Source organism: Neochlamydia sp. TUME1 (assembly GCF_000813645.1).
In the GTDB taxonomy this organism is placed as follows: Bacteria; Chlamydiota; Chlamydiia; order Chlamydiales; family Parachlamydiaceae; genus Neochlamydia.
Window position 1 is genome coordinate 1 of sequence record NZ_JRXI01000066.1, and the last position, 16,021, is coordinate 16,021.

The window sequence follows — 16,021 nt, forward strand, 5'->3', positions numbered from 1 at the left end:
AACACTTTTAATTACACCCATTTCACAGGGTTATTTTTGTTTTTTTTTATTTATAAAAATATATTTTTAAAGGATATTAACTTTTATTTTTTTTATTATATTGAAGTTTTTAAGGTATTTAACTATAATATTTTCCATAAATATAGACTTATTACTAATATGGAGATAAAATGAACATTTCCCTTAACGATCCTTACCTCAAAAATCTTTCGCCCCCCCGTGAGCCTAAGCAACCACCACCCACGCCGAGTAGGAATAGCGCTTCTAGAGGAAAACATCCTAGAAATGAAGAAAAGGATTTGCTTTTACCTCCTTTTAAATTACCCAAACTCGAGCAGGAGGATACTCCTTTACCCAAAACTAGGCTGGGGATAAAATTAGGCTTTGGTGCTTCTTCAAACGAGCCTGAAAATCTACCTTTCACTCGTTGTACAAAAAGATCAAGAGTCATTGAAGAACTTAATGATGATGAAAAAGATGGGGATAGCGCAAATTGTAAGCAGCGCAAATTAAACCTTGACGAGACAGCTTTACCTCAGAATAAGCCTGCGCTAAAGATCGGTTTTGGTACTTCTTCTTCCCTTCCCCCCTCACCATTTGCTGGCACTAAATCTGCTATGTTTTCAAAAAGCTCTGTTTTGGCTCGAAAACTTTTTTCCATTCCTAGTGCGGGTAAAGCTTCTGAGGAGCCCCAGCGCTTGCAATTTTCACTTCCTCCCAAAGAGGAAAAAAAACAAAATGTTTTAGCTCAAAGTGCTCTCCTTCCTCTTTCTTACTACAAGCAAGAATTAGTAAAACCTAGCTTGGAGCTATTGCCGGATGATAAAAAAGGTCTGCTCTATGAGGGTCCTGACTTAGAGGATAAATTAGGGAAAATATTGATTAAAAAAGGGGAGAGATTAATTTTAACTTATCTAGGGCACGGAGATTTTCATCATGTATGGAAAGTAGAAAATGTTGATCTGGTGATTAAGATATTAAGAGATGATACTTTAAGTGAAATGAAGAGAAAGCAATCGATTATTACTACTGAAAGGGCTTATAAAAAACTGCTAAATTTGACTCCCCAGATGAAAGGAATATCTGTGGCGCATATTTATAACATTGAGGATATTTGGGAGAGAGGATATTACATTTATGAATATATTGCCGGAGAAACCGCTTTTAAAGATATAAAGGATGTGTTCTCTCAAATATTTGCTAACCCGGACTATTATATTGCGGACTTATCTCCTGGCAATGTCCGTACCAAAGAAGATCACAGTGTTATTATTGATCCTTATGATGAAGGAGAGATCCCTTTGCAGCATCAAGCCATTGATCTTGCTCGTGTGATTATCCAATGGATAAAGCATGAGATCAAGGTAGCTCCTTCCTTTGCTCCAAATATTGCCGAGTCTGAAACTCAAGAAGATCATCAGCAATTCTATTGTGAATTAAATAAATTTTACAAAGAAACAGAAGCCTATTTGAATGAGATGTCCGCTAAAAATGATGCACTCTGGCAAGAGACTAAGAATAAAATCCAAGATAAGTTAGAAGCAGGGATAAAAAAAGAAAACTTTATAATTGAATCTATTTACCTATAAACCAAAAGCTTTATAGGCTTCTTTCCTTTGAAAAGCTTTGAAAGCGTTGCCTACATGCCGCATTCAAAGCTTCTTTTCCTTTAGGCATGGGACATTATTGTTTTAGAAAGCTGCCACCATTTTTTCCAGTCTTGACGAAGGCTTTTTTGCAATGCTTTCATTTCCTTTTTAATCTCTTTTAATAAGGGAGCCTCGGTGCACTGTGTTTTTAGCTCTCTATAACGGCTCTTAAGCTGGGAAAAATCTGTCATCTTTCTGACTAGGTTACTAGATAATTCATTAATGATAGGCTCCCATTCTATCCTTTTGCTTTCCCACGACTTAACTAATTTTTCTCGAAGCAAGTAGGCATGTTCTGTCACCATTCGCTTTTTGATGGTGTACTTATCTGTCGTACGTAAATGATAAGCTAACCCTAATTTGCTAAGTAACCAGATCAACCATTTAGTAGGATCAAATTGATACCAATAGATCCCATTGCGATAATCATTAGCGTAGGTATGGTGATAGTTATGATATCCCTCTCCAAAAGTCAAAAAAGAAATTATATAATTGTTAACGGCCGAATGCTCTTGGGAAAAGGGTTGATCTCCCCAGGTATGAGCAAGAGAGTTAATGAACCAGGTGGAATGATAAAGACAGAATAATCTTACTCCTACGGCGAAGGTTAAAGCCCCTGTATAATCATTTAGAAACCAGCCTAAACTGAGGAAAACTAATGAATTGGTTAAAATAAATAAAAATACATAAAAGCGGTGTTGGAAAACAACTACAGGATTACTGATTAAATCAGAAACTACTTTAGGATTGATAGGTTGAGGTTTCTCGATGATCCATAAGAAGTGAGCGTACCAGAAACCTTTTTGGATAGAATAAGGATCCTTGTCAGTATCTACAAATGCATGATGCAGGCGATGATCATAAGACCAGCGTAGAGCACTGCCTTGGCCTGCCATGGATCCAAAAAACAGTAAAAGCCATTCTAGAAAAAAATTTGTTTTATAAGAGCGGTGAGAATAAAAACGATGATAGCCTCCCGTAATGCTTAAGCCAGTAGCATATAAAAGCACCACACTTGCCGCCACCATCGACAAAGTAGGCCTATTATAATAAAAATAAAAGGGAAGCCAGATAATTAATGCTACCTGGAAGATAATAAGAAAAATAGTGGGAGACCAATTAACTCCCTTTTTTAAATTTATCATGGAAAGCCATAAGTTATAAAGAATAGATGTTTAAGGGGGTGAGTGTAACGCGCTAAAGTATAAAAGTCAATGTAAGGATAAAATTTATTGTTTGCATTTCCATCTTCTGGTACAAGATAAAAATTTTGATCAAGCCCGTAAGATGATGGATTATGATGAAAGTAGATTTTTTACGCCCCTTCTTATTAATAGCTTTGGTGTTTTTGCTAGCTGCTTCATGCGGAGGTGAAAAATCCTTGCCTCCTCCTCCTTTTGTAGAAGTCAGTGCTCTAACTATTCAAAAAGACACTATTCCCTGGATTTACGAATCGGTGGGCTATGCCGAAAGTTCTCATCAGGTTGAAATCCGCGCGCGAGTAGAGGGTTACTTGGAAGAAATTGCCTATATAGAGGGGGCTCAAGTAACAAAAGGACAGCTGCTTTTCAAATTAGACCAAACTCCTTTTATAGCTGCTGTTGAACAAGCCAAAGGAAACCTAGCTAGAGAAAAAGCGCTTTTATGGAATGCCCAACAAACTGTAGAACGCTTAACACCTTTGTATGCCAAGCATGCCGTCAGTAAGAAAGATTTAGATGAGGCTACAGCCAATTTATTAGCTTCTCAAGCTAGCGTGCAAGTAGCAGAGGCTGCTTTGAAGGTGGCAGAAATTAATTTAAGCTATACCCTCCTAACTTCTCCTATTAACGGTCTTTCTGGAAAATCAAGCTATCGTCAAGGCGCTCTTATTTCCCCTGGCTCTAATCAGTTAATGACTTCTATCACCGCTTTGGATCCTATCTGGATTTCATTTAGTATTTCTGAAAATGAGATTTTAAAAATAGATAAAGAGGTTAAAAATCGTACGTTAGTTTTACCAAAGGATAAAAATTATGGGGTAGAGGTGATATTAGCTGATGGGAGTCGCTATCCTTCTCGAGGCGAAGTTAACTTTTCTGCTCCCGCATATGATCAAAAAACAGGCACTTTGTCGATGCGTGCCCAGCTTCCCAACCCTAACCTTATTCTTAAGCCGGGCCAATTTGTCCGCGTTAATGTTAAAGGAGCTATTAAACCTAACACCATCTATGTTCCTCAAAAAGCCCTTTTGGAAAGTAAAACAGGGATGTATGTTTACATCGTAAGAGAAGGGAAAGCTGCCATACAAAATGTGATTGTAGGGGATTGGTATGGTGATTACTGGATTATAGAAGAGGGATTGAGAGAGGGGGACCAAGTGATTGTCGATGGTATTAACAAAGTGGGACAGGGCAGCCCCATCAAAGTCACCAAGGAAATTAAGGTGGATAAGAGTCACAAGCAAGAGCTCATCTTGCCACAATTAGGGGAATAAAGGATGAAAATTTCCAACTTTTTTATCGACCGCCCCATCTTTGCTAGCGTCTTGTCCATTATTATCATGTTTGCCGGTTTCATTGCTCTAATGAATTTGCCGATTGAGCAGTACCCGAATATTACTCCTCCTCTTATCCAAGTTTCCACCTATTATCCAGGCGCGGGGGCCCAAACAATTGCTGATAGCGTGGCCGCTCCTTTAGAACAGCAAATCAATGGGGTGGAGAATATGATTTATATGTCTTCCCAAAATTCTTCTTCAGGCAATTATCTTTTAAATGTTTATTTCGAAGTGGGTTCTGATCCTAAAAAAGCACAAATTGATGTCAATAACAACGTGAGTAAGGTGTTGGCTCAATTACCCGAAGAAGTGCAACGCCAGGGTGTAATCGTGCAGAAGCAGACACCTAATATCCTTTTATTTGTAGCTTTGCAATCTCCGGATGGCCGTTATAACGATATTTTTATGAGTAATTATGCCACCATCAATGTGGTAACTGAATTACAGTTGATTCCTGGAGTAAGCCAAGTCAGCATTATAGGGGCTCGAGATTATGCGATGCGCATATGGCTTAAACCCGATCGCATGGCGCAATTGGGAATTACTACGTCCGATGTAGTGGACTCTATTAGGGAGCAAAACAGCCAGGTACCAGCTGGTATGATAGGAGGAAACCCTACCTCTCTACCTATTGAGCTAACTTTACCCATGCTAGCTACTGGGCGATTAACAACGGCAGAAGAATTTGAAAACATTATTATCAAAGCAAATGCCGACGGTTCGATGGTCTTTGTAAAAGATATAGCAGAAGTTGAGCTGGGTGCTGCTAATTATGACGTAAATGCTAAGCTTAATAATAAGTCGATGACAGCCATTGCTATTTATCAGCAATATGGAGCCAATGCTCTAGAAGTTGCCGATAAAGTTAAAACGAAGATGAAAGAATTAGCTACCCGCTTTCCCAACGGCATCGAATATACTATCCCTTATGATACAACCAAATTTGTAAAAGCTTCGATTCATGAAGTGGCCATCACTATTTTAGAAGCTGCCATATTAGTGGTTTTAGTGGTGCTTCTTTTCTTGCAAAATTTGCGGGCTACCTTGATTCCGATGCTTGCTATGCTTGTATCCATCGTGGGTGCATTTGCGGGGATGCTTGTCTTAGGGTATTCCATCAATACTTTAACATTATTTGCTATGGTTTTGGCTATCGGTATTGTAGTCGATGATGCAATTGTCGTTATTGAGAATGTTGAACATAACATGCGCGCTTTAAAATTATCTGCACCCGCAGCTGCTAAAAAAGCCATGGCCGAAGTGTCAGGTCCTGTAATAGCCATTGTTTTTGTACTGTGTGCAGTCTTTATTCCCGTAGCCTTTCTAGGTGGAATTACAGGCGAGCTATATCGTCAGTTTGCTATTACTATTTCCATTGCCGTAGTGATTTCAGGCGTGGTCGCGTTAACCTTAAGTCCTGCGCTTGCTGCTCTATTGTTGAAGCATAAAAAAGAGGATTCAAAATTTACGATTAAATTTAATCATGCTTTTGAAAGGTTGGGAAATCGATATGTAAAAATTGCACGCCTACTCCTTATGAATCCTCTATTGGCTCTATCTATTTTTGTGATAGTTTGCTTAAGCGTAGGTTTTATGTATAAACTAGTACCTTCTAGTTTTATTCCTATCGAAGATCAAGGCTATATCATGGCAGTCGGCATGCTGCCCGATGGGGCTAGCCTACATCGCGTCGATGCTGTAACTAGCCAGATAGATAACCTAACGAAGACTCATCCTGCTGTCACCGATGTTGTCGCCTTAGATGGGTTTGGATTATTAGATGGTTTAAATAGAAATAACCAATCTAGCTATTTTATCGTATTCAAAGATTGGAGTGAGCGGACGGGCAAAAATCAAGCGGCGCCAGCCTTATTGCAGCAGTTAGCTCCTAAATATGCAGCTTTGCAAGAGGCGGTGGTTATTCCTTTCAATCCACCTGCTATTCAAGGCATTGGCAGTGTGGGCGGCTTTGAATTTTGGGTACAGTCCAGGTCTTCAGGTAATATTGAATCCTTGGAAAAATACGCAAAAGAAATTGTTGCTAAGGCTAACCAGAGCCCTGTTCTTAGAGGTGTTTCTACCAATATTGACGCTACGGCTAAACAGTTTTTTCTTTCCTATGATCGTGAAAAATCTAAAAGCATGGCTGTCTCCATTGCTGAGGTTTATCAAACTCTACAAGCCATGATGGGCTCTTTATACGTTAACAATTTTAACAAGTTTGGCCGCGTATATAACGTCTATGTTCAAGCAGAAGATGTTTACCGTAGCACTCCTTATAAGCTTGGAGAAATCTATGTCAGATCTTTAAATGCAAGCATGGTTCCTTTAAAATCCTTGATAAATATACGTAATAGTACAGGCCCTTCTCTGATTAGCCGCTTTAATAGTTTTAATGCCGCCAGAATCAATGGAAGTGCGGCGGCAGGCTTTAGCTCAGGCCAGGCTATGGCTGCTATGGAGGAGATAGCGCGAGAGATACTCCCTCCTGAAATGTCATTCTCATGGGGAGGACAATCTTATCAAGAGAAAAAATGGTAGGCACAGGCCTTAAAGTCATGGCGGCGGGTCTATTCATGGTTTTTCTGATACTGGCAGCACTTTATGAGAAATGGTCTCTGCCTTTTTCCATTTTAATGGTAGTGCCTTTTGGCCTCTTAGGAGCCTTTTTGGCTGTGTGGATGAATGGAATGAGCAATGACGTCTATTTTCAAGTAGGCTTGATTACCTTAATTGCTCTTTCTGCAAAAAATGCAATTCTTATCGTAGAGTTTGCAGTGATCAAGCACCAAGAAGGCTTGCCTTTAGCAGAAGCGGCTTTAGAAGCTGGAAAGCTGCGGTTAAGAGCCATTATGATGACTTCATTAACATTTATACTAGGCGTTGTGCCTTTATTTATGGCCAAAGGAGCTGGGGCAGCCAGCCGTAATTCGGTGGGCACGGGCGTCTTAGGAGGAATGATAACAGCTACCTTTTTAGCCGTTTTTTTTGTTCCTTTTTTCTATAAGCTATTAGAAGAAATAGCAAATTGGAGAGGAAAAAAAGCTGGCTATCCATCCACACAAACTTCTAAAGAAACATCGGACAAGACAAATGTATAATTTAAAGACAAAGGTTTATGAAGGTGGGCGTTTTTTTCTCGCCTGTATAGGCTTATTTATGGTTTCCTCTTGTGTTTTTAGGCCAAATTATACACGTCCACCTGTCAATGTTCCTGAAAATTGGCGCTTGCCTGTTCATGAGGCGTGTGGCTTAGCAAATATCTATTGGTGGCAGCAACTAGGCGATCCTGTATTAGAGGCCTTAATTATTGAAGCTTTAAAAAATAATTACACTCTGCAAGCAGCGATGGCTTCGGTAGAAGCCTATTACAGCCAATTTAGGGCCACTAACTCCCAGCTTTTTCCTCAAATTACGGGGGATGGTAGCGCCTTAAGGCAAGGGCTTTCTGCTCAGTCTAATTTAGGTCTTGCGCAAAACTTACGTTTAATAAATAGCTTTTCTGCCTTGTTATCTTGTGCTTATGAATTAGATATTTGGGGACGTCTAGGTTCTGCTTCTGATGTGGCTTTAGCTCAATATTTAGGGGAAATTCAAGCGCGCCGCACCGTTATCCTTACCTTAGTAAGTGCGCTAGCCAATAGCTATATTACTTTACGTCAATATGATGAGCAATTGCAAGTGGCGCAGCAAACTTTAAACTCCTTTCAAGAGTCTTTGGAATTGATGACAGATCAATGGGAGCAAGGAGAAAGTTCTGAATTACCTATTACCCAAGCCAGCGCTGAAAGAGATACTGCTGCTAGCCTTGTTAAACAACTAGAAGTTAATGTAGCTCAGCAAGAAAATCTTTTATGTATTTTACTAGGGCGTAATCCCGGTAATATTAGGCGGGGTAAAATACTTGAAGAGCTTGCGCAACCTCCTTCCATTCCTGCTGGATTACCCTCCGACGTGCTAGAGCAAAGACCAGATGTGATGCAAGCTGAATTGAATTTAATAGCTGCCCATGCCAATGTGGGAGTGGCTAAAGCTAACCTATTTCCTCGTATATCCCTTACCGGTTACTATGGGAATCAAAGCTTTGCATTAAATACGCTTTTTAAAGGGGCTGCTTGTGCTTGGCAAGTCGGTACGACTTTTAGCGAGCAGATATTTAATGGGGGGCTCTATATTGCTCAATTAGATCAGGCGCATGCGCAAGAAAAGCAAGCTCTGTTTTCCTACTATAACACTATACAAACTGCTTTTAAAGAAGTAGAAAATGCATTGATTAGTCATTCTAAGAGCTTAGAAGTATTAGAAATACAAAAGGATCAGGTGCAAGCTTTGCAAAAATCTCTTGCTCTGGCTTCACTAGCCTATGATAATGGCCAAGTGGATTACTTAAATGTTTTAGATGCCCAAAGAAATCTATTTTCCGCACAGCTTAACTTAGTCCAAGCTCGCAGTGTCACTTATACTACCTTTATTGAAGTCTATAAAGCTCTAGGAGGGGGATGGGTACAAGAGGCGGATACGGTAGCTACTGAAGGGTAAAAATGCGTTTATCCCTAATAAATTATGTTTTTTCCAAGATTTTTTAATCCTTGCTTAGCCTAAATTGGTAATTATTAATTCATTATAAAATATTTAAATTCTAAAAATTTAACCTTGCCCATTCAATAGATCGAAAATAATAAGGGGAATGCAGCCTAAAAGAGTAGGTAATATAAAGGCAAAAGAGCAGCCCTGTACGCAATATTCTTCAAGAAAAGTGGAAAAAAACTAACCGCAGCCAGAGTTTAAAAACTTAAAATGCAAGAAAGAGAGATTTTTAAATTGTAAGTATCTACGCTTCAATTAAATTTGTAAAATTTGCTTGGGGCTGGTGACTTAAATTGATAAATTAGACCTGAAGTTTGCAGCAAAGCCCCAAGCTAACCCTACCAAATTTTACCTGCTTAAAAAAGATGAGAGAGATTATAGTCAGCTTAGCCTTACCTCTCCTTATTTGTTATGGATTATCTTACGCTTAGCATTCAATCTGTTTTTTTTTTATAAAGCGTCCTTTTTATTTTTGGATAGGAAAAATTAGAAAAATGATTCGGCTCTTTTCTCCTACTGCCAGCTACGCATAACATCCTTTTTACCAAGAGGTTTGCAGAGAGGCTACTTTTGCCTTTCAATAGGAGCATGCCGACTCTTACGAAAGGATTAGCGGGGAATCTAAAAGCAGGGCTTAAATTAAAAAGGATGAGCTTGTTTATCATCCTTTAGTGATCTTCTACTTAAAAAAGTCTCCAATCATAAGTTAAACATTTAGCAAGGGAAAAATTTTTTATTTTTCTTGCTTGGAATAGCTCAGCAGCTTAACCTATTATTTTTCTACTAACCTTATTAGTACTCTTATTTTTTGCCATAAAATTTATGCACAGTTTTCATGTTCAAGAGCTTGCGTCTATCTTTGGCATGCCACTGCCAAAAGATCAGGCTGTCTTTAGAGGGGTTAGTGTAGATAGCCGTTTGCATCGGCCAGAAAACTTGTTTTTTTCCCTTCCTGGCGCTCAAACTGATGGGCATCATTTTTTAGAGAAAATAGCTTCTCAAGGATCAAAAGGAGCTGTAGTTAGCAGGGATTATGGTGGCCCAGATTATGGCATGCTATTAATCCGCGTAGAAAATCCTTTAATAGCTCTGCAAAATTTGGCTCAATTGATTATTAAGCAGTCTAAAGCTCGCGTGGTAGCAGTGACCGGCTCTGTAGGTAAAACGACTACCAAAGATTTTATTACGACGATTCTTAAAGAAAAATTTAAGGTAGCCTCTTCTCCCGGCAATAGTAACTCACAGATTGGCGTTCCCTTAGCTATTCTTAATCATACAGAGGGGCAAGAAGAGATCATCGTTTTAGAAATGGGGATGAGCCATCCGGGAAATCTAAAGGCACTCATCAATATAGCCCCACCTGAATGCGCCATAATTACCCAGGTTGCTTTGGCACATGCTTGTAACTTTGATTCGTTAGAGGCAATTGCTTGTGCGAAAGCTGAAATATTAACTCATGCTAGTACCGCGTTAGCGATCCTTCATAGAGACATCATTAATTATTCAGAGATAATAAAAATAGGGCCTTGTCGAAAATTATCCTTTTCTTTTGATCATCCACTAGCTGATTACAGTATTGCTGCTACTCAAACAGATGGTTTAGCTGTTAGGTCAAACGAGCAAATCTATAAGCTCGGTAGCTTTCCTATCTTAGGGAAGCATCACCAAGCTAACTTTTTAGCTGCAGTCGCTTGTGCAGAATATTTCGGTATGAGCCCCAAAGAGATTGCTTTGGGTATGAGCAAGCTAGTTTTACCCGCATCAAGAGGGCAGCTGATAGAAAAAAATGGAATTTTTTTTATCAATGATGTGTATAATGCTTCACCACTTTCTGTAAAAGCTGCTCTTGAAAACATCCCTTCCCCTAAAGAAGGAGGACGTAAGATAGCTGTTTTAGCCGATATGCTAGAGTTAGGCCAATTTTCTAAAAAAGCTCATGAGGAAATTGGAGAGTATGCTTTAAATCAGGTAGATAGTATGTTCTGTTATGGTGCAGAAAGCCGCCTGATATTTGATTGTTGGCAAAAGTACGGTCGATCTGCGTATTGGTATAATCATCGTGCGGAGTTGGTAGATGTTTTAAAGAGCTATTTACGAGAGGGAGATGTGGTGCTGATTAAAGGATCAAAAGGGACCCAGATATCAAAATTATTAGAGGAATGGGAGAGTAGCCCCAATGATCATATTTTTAGTTGACTGGTTGAAATACACATTGAATATTAAAGTTCCTATGGTGTTTACCTACTATTCCACTCGTATGATATTGGCAGCTATAACTTCCTTAATCATTAGCATTTTCTTGGGACCTTATTTTATTAAAAAGCTTTACGAGCTTAAAATTGGCCAAACTATTCGAGTTGAGGACTGCCCTTTACTAGGCCAGCTGCATGAAAAGAAGAAAGATACTCCCACGATGGGAGGGGTATTAATTCTTTTTTCAATGTTAATTTCTATGCTCTTATGGATGGATATCACCCATGTGTTTACCCTCATCTTATTTATCACTACCGTTTGGCTAGGGGTTGTGGGTGGTTATGATGACTACTTAAAACTTAAACATAAAAATCCTAAGGGGTTATCAGGTAAGAAAAAATTATTTTATCAATTTACCTTATCAGCCTTTATAGCTTTATATCTGCTTTGCCCCTCCGTATCTTCCTCTATTCAGATGAAAAATTGGTTTGCCCCTCCTATTGTTAAAGAGCAAACAGCCACTAAGACTAAGTGGGGTCCACTGGTGATGAAACAAGAGGCTACCCATTCCTCGGGTCCTACAGCCATCTCTTTGAAAGATTACGCCACACGCATTTATTTACCTTTCATTAAAAACCACTGGCTGGTTCTTAAGGGGGCCTTGACTCTAGTAGCAGCTTTGTTTATCATGTTTGTGATCACCGGTTCTTCTAATGCGGCGAACTTGACCGATGGCTTAGATGGCTTAGCGGCAGGATGTTTAATTATTGTAGCCGGTTGCTTAGCTTTGATTGCTTTCGTTTCTAACCACATCCAGATCGCGGGCTATTTAAACATCCTTTATATTGAGGGAAGTGGGGAAATAGCTATTTACCTAAGCGCATTGATTGGCGCCTGCTTAGGCTTTCTATGGTATAATAGCCATCCAGCTCAAGTTTTTATGGGCGATACTGGCTCCCTAGCTTTAGGAGGTATCATAGGTGTATCGGCTGTCTTGTTAAAACGTGAATTGCTCCTAGGTCTTGTTGGAGGGATATTTGTCGCCGAAGCATTATCAGTCATCCTTCAAGTGCTAAGTTATAAATATCGTAATAAAAAGCGTATATTCTTATGCGCGCCTTTGCATCATCATTTCGAGTATATGGGGTGGGCTGAAACGAAAGTGGTGACTCGTTTCTGGATCATCGGCTTGCTTTTAGGCATACTTGGCATCGCGTCGCTCAAATTTCAATAAGAATTCCTACAATGAAGCTAAAGAAAAAGAGAGTCTTAGTAATTGGATTAGGTTTAAGTGGACGTGCAGCTGCAAGCTTCTTGCTTAAAAGACAAGCTTATGTATGGGGCGTTGATGACAACTTAGAATTATTAAAAAATCACCAAGAAATCAAGGATTTGATAACTTTAGGGCTTGTAGCCAGGCATGAAGCTGAGAAAATTGAAATTCAAGATTTTGACTTTATTGTTGTTTCGCCTGGCGTTCCTCCTTCCAATCCCCATTATATCCAAGCTCGGCAAGCAGATATTGAAATCTTTGGTGAAGTAGAATTAGCTGCACGTTTTATTAATCAGCCCTTATTAGCCATTACCGGTACCAATGGTAAAACCACTACCACCTTGCTAGTCGCTCATGTATTAAATGCTAGTGGTAAAGCTGCGCGTGCACTAGGCAATTTAGGGGCCCCTCTAACGACAGAATTAGATGCCTTAACAGTGGGTGCAGAAGAGGATATATTGGTGGCAGAATTGAGTTCCTTTCAATTAGAAACTCTTCAAAGCGCTGTGATAGATGCAGGTGTGGTTTTAAATATTACCCCTGATCATCTCGATCGTTATCCTGATCTGCAAACGTATGCGGCGACAAAACTCCATCTTAAAGATTGTTTAAAGCCTGAAGGGAATTTATATGTTTATGAGGCTGTATATAACGAATATAAAAAGCTTTTAGGAGATTTCAAGCCTTTAACCTATGGCTACTCTTCTTCTTGTGATTTTTACCTGGATCCTCAACTAATCTATGGAGAAGGTCAAGATCCCTACCCTTTACCTTTAGCTTATCAGGATGTAAAAAATCATGACGTAGAAAACATGCTGGCAGCTTACGCTTTATGCAAGGAAAGGGGAGTCAATTCTGAACAATTCTTTAACGCTCTTTCAACTTTTAAAAAGCCTGCCCATCGTCTTGAATTTGTACGTTCTTTCAAGGAAATAGCCTACTATGATGATAGCAAGGGAACTAATGTGGATGCTGTTATCCGTGCGGTCACTTCTTTAAAAGGCGAAATAATTTTGATTGCAGGAGGTGTGGATAAAGGAGCTGCCTATACACCTTGGATCAAAGCTTTTGCTGGCTATGTTAAATATGTGTTTGCCATTGGTCAAGCTGCGATGAAGATAAAAAATGATCTATCCTTTAGTCTTCCTGTCGAGGAACGGTCTACCCTAGAAGCAGCAATAAAAGATGCGACAGCTCTTGCAAAACCTGGCCAAGTTGTATTACTATCTCCAGGCTGTTCCAGCTTTGATATGTTTCGCGACTATGTACATAGAGGAGAAGAATTTAAACGTATAGTTAACACCTTAGAATAAAAGATTACCCTTGATGAGGTTCACCAATGAATCGTAGAGATACAATAATTATCGCTGTCCTATTAAATGCAGCGTTGCTAGCTATATTATTTATGATGGCCGTCCGTCATGAGGACCCAACCGATGAATTTCATAACGCTCCTCAGATTATCATGGATGCTAATAAACAATTGACCCCTTCCTCTCAAGAGTTAATTAACTCACCCTCTGATGCTTCTATAAGCTCTACCCCGACAGGCGATGAAATTGACAATGTGCTGAAACACTATGCCGATAGTCCTCATCTTATCCTCGTGGAAGAGGAAGGAGAATTGGGAGATAAGGAACTATCCGCCTCTCTTCCTACCGATAGGTCAGAGTCTCGGCAAATTTCTCCTTTAGAGGCATCTACCCAGCCTTCTCAACTGGTGACTATTACGGTTAAAAAAGGAGATGCCTTAGAAAAAATTGCTCGAGCCAACAATACGAGCGTAGAAGCTATCAAAAAAGCTAATCATTTAACCAGCAATCGCTTAAATATTGGCCAGCTTTTAAAAATTCCTGTAGGCACCAAAAAAAATCATTTAGATCATGGACAACAAAAGCCTTTAGCCGTCAAACAAACTACTCCTATTACTTCCGCAGGGCCAGAGCTTTATACAATTAAAAGTGGGGATAACCCTTGGAAGATTGCTAAACAATTTAATGTCAAGTTTGATGACTTGTTGAAGATGAATAACCTGGATGAAGAAAAAGCCCGCAATCTCCAAGTCGGCGATAGAATTCGTGTAAGATAAAAGATATAGGGTTAAATGGATGAGAATTCTACCTTTGATGAATGCGCATAAAAAAGTGATGGGAAAAAAGTCTACTCTTTCCTTTCCCCCTATCTTTTGCCTGCTTTTTTTATGTGTCTCTATCATTTATGTGCTAGGCCTCATCATGGTCTATAGCACGACTTCAGCTGAAGTGATGGATATGGAATTAAACAAAAGCACCCATCAAGCCTTAATTAAGCAGCTTATGTATGCAGGTATAGGCCTTAGCTTAGCAGGGGGAATAGCAAAAATAGGCTATCGTACCCTAATAACCTTGAGCCCCTGGCTTTTAGGCATTTTTAGCTTTCTATTATTTATAACTTTAATTCCAGGCATTGGCCGCGAAGTGAATGGCTCTAGACGTTGGCTAGCTATTTTAGGCCTATCTTTACAGCCTTCAGAGTTTGTCAAGTATATCATTCCTGCCTACTTTATTCATCACTATCTAAAGTTTTCTGGAAAAGCCTTTACTTTTTATGCCTTCCTTAAGCTGGTAGGTACGATAGCTATTCCTATGCTTTTAATATTAGTAGAACCTAATAATGGCACCACCGCAGTAATAGCTATGTCTGTTCTAGTGCTTTGCATTTTGATGAAAATTAGCTGGAGGTACTGGGCCCTCCCTTTGCTAGCCTGCCTATGTGTAGGAGGAGCCTTTGCCTATCATCTTTCTTATGTCTCTGCACGTCTGAAGGTTTATTTAAATCCCGAGCTAGATCTTAAAGGTAAAGGGCACCAACCTTATCAAGCAAAGATTGCCGCTGGGTCAGGAAGATTATTAGGTAGGGGACCGGGCAACAGCATGCAAAAGCTAAGTTATCTACCGGAAGCCCAGAATGATTACATTGCTGCTATCTATGCCGAGGAATTTGGCTTTATAGGAGTGTGTATATTAATTACTCTTTATCTATCTATTGCTTGCCTAGGCTTTTATATTGCTAATGCCTCCTCCAGCCTAGAAGGATTCTATTTTTGTGCCGTCATTACTTTCTTAGTTACCTTCCAAGCTTTTTTAAATCTAGGCGTAGTATCTGGTTTATTGCCTAGTACAGGCTTAAATTTGCCTTGGTTCAGTCAAGGGGGCAGCTCTTTAGTGGCTAATATTTTAGGGTTAGGGATTATCTTAAATATCTCACAGCATGTGAAGGGCCATTTGAGTGATTTTTCCACTATAGCTTAAGCTTAATGCTCCGCGCTTTTTTTGCATATTCAGCTGCCTTTTTGTAATTACCCTGATTGTAGTAAATCAGGCCTATATTATAACAAGAAGTTGCCACAGCAGGATGATTTTCACCAAAAAGCTTAAGTAAAATGGTAACAGCTTTCTTAGTGTATTCTAGAGCCTGTTTTAAATTGCCCTGCTCTTTATAAATTTGGCCTAAATTGTTGTAAGAGGTTGCGACAGTAGGATGTTTTTTACCAAAAAGCTTTAGGTGAATGGCAAGAGCTTTGCTAGTATATTCTGCCGCCTGTTCTGAATTACCTTGATCTTGGTAAATTTGGCCTAAATTATTGTAAGAGGCTGCCACAGTGGGATGATTTTTTCCATATCGCTTAAGGGTAATGAGCAGCGCTTTGTTGCAATACTCTGCCGCCTTGTCTAAATTGCCTTGGTCTAGATAGATCATTCCCAGGTTATTGTAATCTCTTGCTATGGTAGGATGATTTTC

12 protein-coding genes are annotated in these 16,021 nt (G+C 39.5%); 10 read left to right on the top strand and 2 right to left on the bottom strand.

Annotated elements, in window-relative coordinates:
- The first annotated feature begins 170 nt into the window (after positions 1-170).
- Entirely contained in the window at positions 171-1,589 is a 1,419-nt protein-coding gene (locus tag DB41_RS02890; RefSeq protein WP_039384075.1) for a hypothetical protein, read from the top strand.
- 80 nt (positions 1,590-1,669) lie between these two features.
- On the opposite strand, the gene DB41_RS02895 is transcribed toward DB41_RS02890, so the two are convergent.
- Positions 1,670-2,794 (bottom strand): fatty acid desaturase, encoded by a 1,125-nt coding sequence (locus DB41_RS02895; RefSeq protein ID WP_039384077.1) that lies wholly within the window; start codon positions 2,792-2,794, stop codon positions 1,670-1,672.
- 152 nt (positions 2,795-2,946) lie between these two features.
- On the opposite strand from DB41_RS02895, the gene DB41_RS02900 reads away from it, so the two are divergent.
- The 9 genes from DB41_RS02900 to DB41_RS02940 all read left to right on the top strand — a co-directional run bounded on the left by DB41_RS02900 (position 2,947) and on the right by DB41_RS02940 (position 15,531).
- Positions 2,947-4,125: an efflux RND transporter periplasmic adaptor subunit gene (locus DB41_RS02900; RefSeq protein ID WP_080502370.1), complete on the top strand. Its 1,179-nt coding sequence runs from the start codon at positions 2,947-2,949 to the stop codon at positions 4,123-4,125.
- A gap of 3 nt (positions 4,126-4,128) precedes the next feature.
- On the top strand, positions 4,129-6,729 hold the full coding sequence (locus tag DB41_RS02905; RefSeq protein WP_255350901.1) for an efflux RND transporter permease subunit: 2,601 nt from the start codon (positions 4,129-4,131) through the stop codon (positions 6,727-6,729).
- Complete coding sequence (locus DB41_RS12485) at positions 6,723-7,289, top strand: efflux RND transporter permease subunit (RefSeq protein WP_255350902.1); 567 nt, start codon at positions 6,723-6,725, stop codon at positions 7,287-7,289. The genes DB41_RS02905 and DB41_RS12485 overlap by 7 nt, the downstream gene beginning before the upstream one ends.
- Positions 7,290-7,347: 58 nt before the next feature.
- Positions 7,348-8,727 (top strand): efflux transporter outer membrane subunit, encoded by a 1,380-nt coding sequence (locus tag DB41_RS02910; RefSeq protein WP_162180906.1) that lies wholly within the window; start codon positions 7,348-7,350, stop codon positions 8,725-8,727.
- Positions 8,728-9,597: 870 nt separating this feature from the next.
- Positions 9,598-10,971: a UDP-N-acetylmuramoyl-tripeptide--D-alanyl-D-alanine ligase gene (gene murF / locus DB41_RS02920; RefSeq protein WP_052243832.1), complete on the top strand. Its 1,374-nt coding sequence runs from the start codon at positions 9,598-9,600 to the stop codon at positions 10,969-10,971.
- Positions 10,952-12,202 (top strand): phospho-N-acetylmuramoyl-pentapeptide-transferase, encoded by a 1,251-nt coding sequence (mraY, locus tag DB41_RS02925; RefSeq protein ID WP_039384080.1) that lies wholly within the window; start codon positions 10,952-10,954, stop codon positions 12,200-12,202. The genes murF and mraY overlap by 20 nt, the downstream gene beginning before the upstream one ends.
- Positions 12,203-12,213: 11 nt before the next feature.
- The gene (gene murD, locus DB41_RS02930) at positions 12,214-13,554 is read left to right on the top strand and encodes a UDP-N-acetylmuramoyl-L-alanine--D-glutamate ligase (protein ID WP_039384083.1); all 1,341 of its coding nucleotides are present in this window, start codon (positions 12,214-12,216) and stop codon (positions 13,552-13,554) included.
- 26 nt (positions 13,555-13,580) lie between these two features.
- Positions 13,581-14,330, top strand: coding sequence for a LysM peptidoglycan-binding domain-containing protein (locus DB41_RS02935; protein ID WP_039384086.1), 750 nt, complete (start codon positions 13,581-13,583; stop codon positions 14,328-14,330).
- 19 nt (positions 14,331-14,349) lie between these two features.
- Positions 14,350-15,531 (top strand): putative peptidoglycan glycosyltransferase FtsW, encoded by a 1,182-nt coding sequence (locus DB41_RS02940; RefSeq protein WP_238578407.1) that lies wholly within the window; start codon positions 14,350-14,352, stop codon positions 15,529-15,531.
- Here the strand turns inward: DB41_RS02940 and DB41_RS02945 are convergent.
- A partial coding sequence (locus DB41_RS02945) for a tetratricopeptide repeat protein (protein WP_039384097.1) occupies positions 15,521-16,021 on the bottom strand: 501 nt, incomplete at its 5' end. The two genes, DB41_RS02940 and DB41_RS02945, sit on opposite strands and share 11 nt — an antisense overlap.

Coding starts and splice junctions, on each gene's coding strand:
- DB41_RS02935 (WP_039384086.1), top strand. CDS start 13,581: ATGAATCGTAGAGATACAATAATTATCGCTGTCCTATTAAATGCAGCG.
- DB41_RS02890 (WP_039384075.1), top strand. CDS start 171: ATGAACATTTCCCTTAACGATCCTTACCTCAAAAATCTTTCGCCCCCC.
- DB41_RS12485 (WP_255350902.1), top strand. CDS start 6,723: ATGGTAGGCACAGGCCTTAAAGTCATGGCGGCGGGTCTATTCATGGTT.
- murD (WP_039384083.1), top strand. CDS start 12,214: ATGAAGCTAAAGAAAAAGAGAGTCTTAGTAATTGGATTAGGTTTAAGT.
- DB41_RS02895 (WP_039384077.1), bottom strand. CDS start 2,794: ATGATAAATTTAAAAAAGGGAGTTAATTGGTCTCCCACTATTTTTCTT.
- DB41_RS02905 (WP_255350901.1), top strand. CDS start 4,129: ATGAAAATTTCCAACTTTTTTATCGACCGCCCCATCTTTGCTAGCGTC.
- DB41_RS02900 (WP_080502370.1), top strand. CDS start 2,947: ATGATGAAAGTAGATTTTTTACGCCCCTTCTTATTAATAGCTTTGGTG.
- DB41_RS02940 (WP_238578407.1), top strand. CDS start 14,350: ATGAGAATTCTACCTTTGATGAATGCGCATAAAAAAGTGATGGGAAAA.
- mraY (WP_039384080.1), top strand. CDS start 10,952: ATGATCATATTTTTAGTTGACTGGTTGAAATACACATTGAATATTAAA.
- murF (WP_052243832.1), top strand. CDS start 9,598: ATGCACAGTTTTCATGTTCAAGAGCTTGCGTCTATCTTTGGCATGCCA.
- DB41_RS02910 (WP_162180906.1), top strand. CDS start 7,348: ATGGTTTCCTCTTGTGTTTTTAGGCCAAATTATACACGTCCACCTGTC.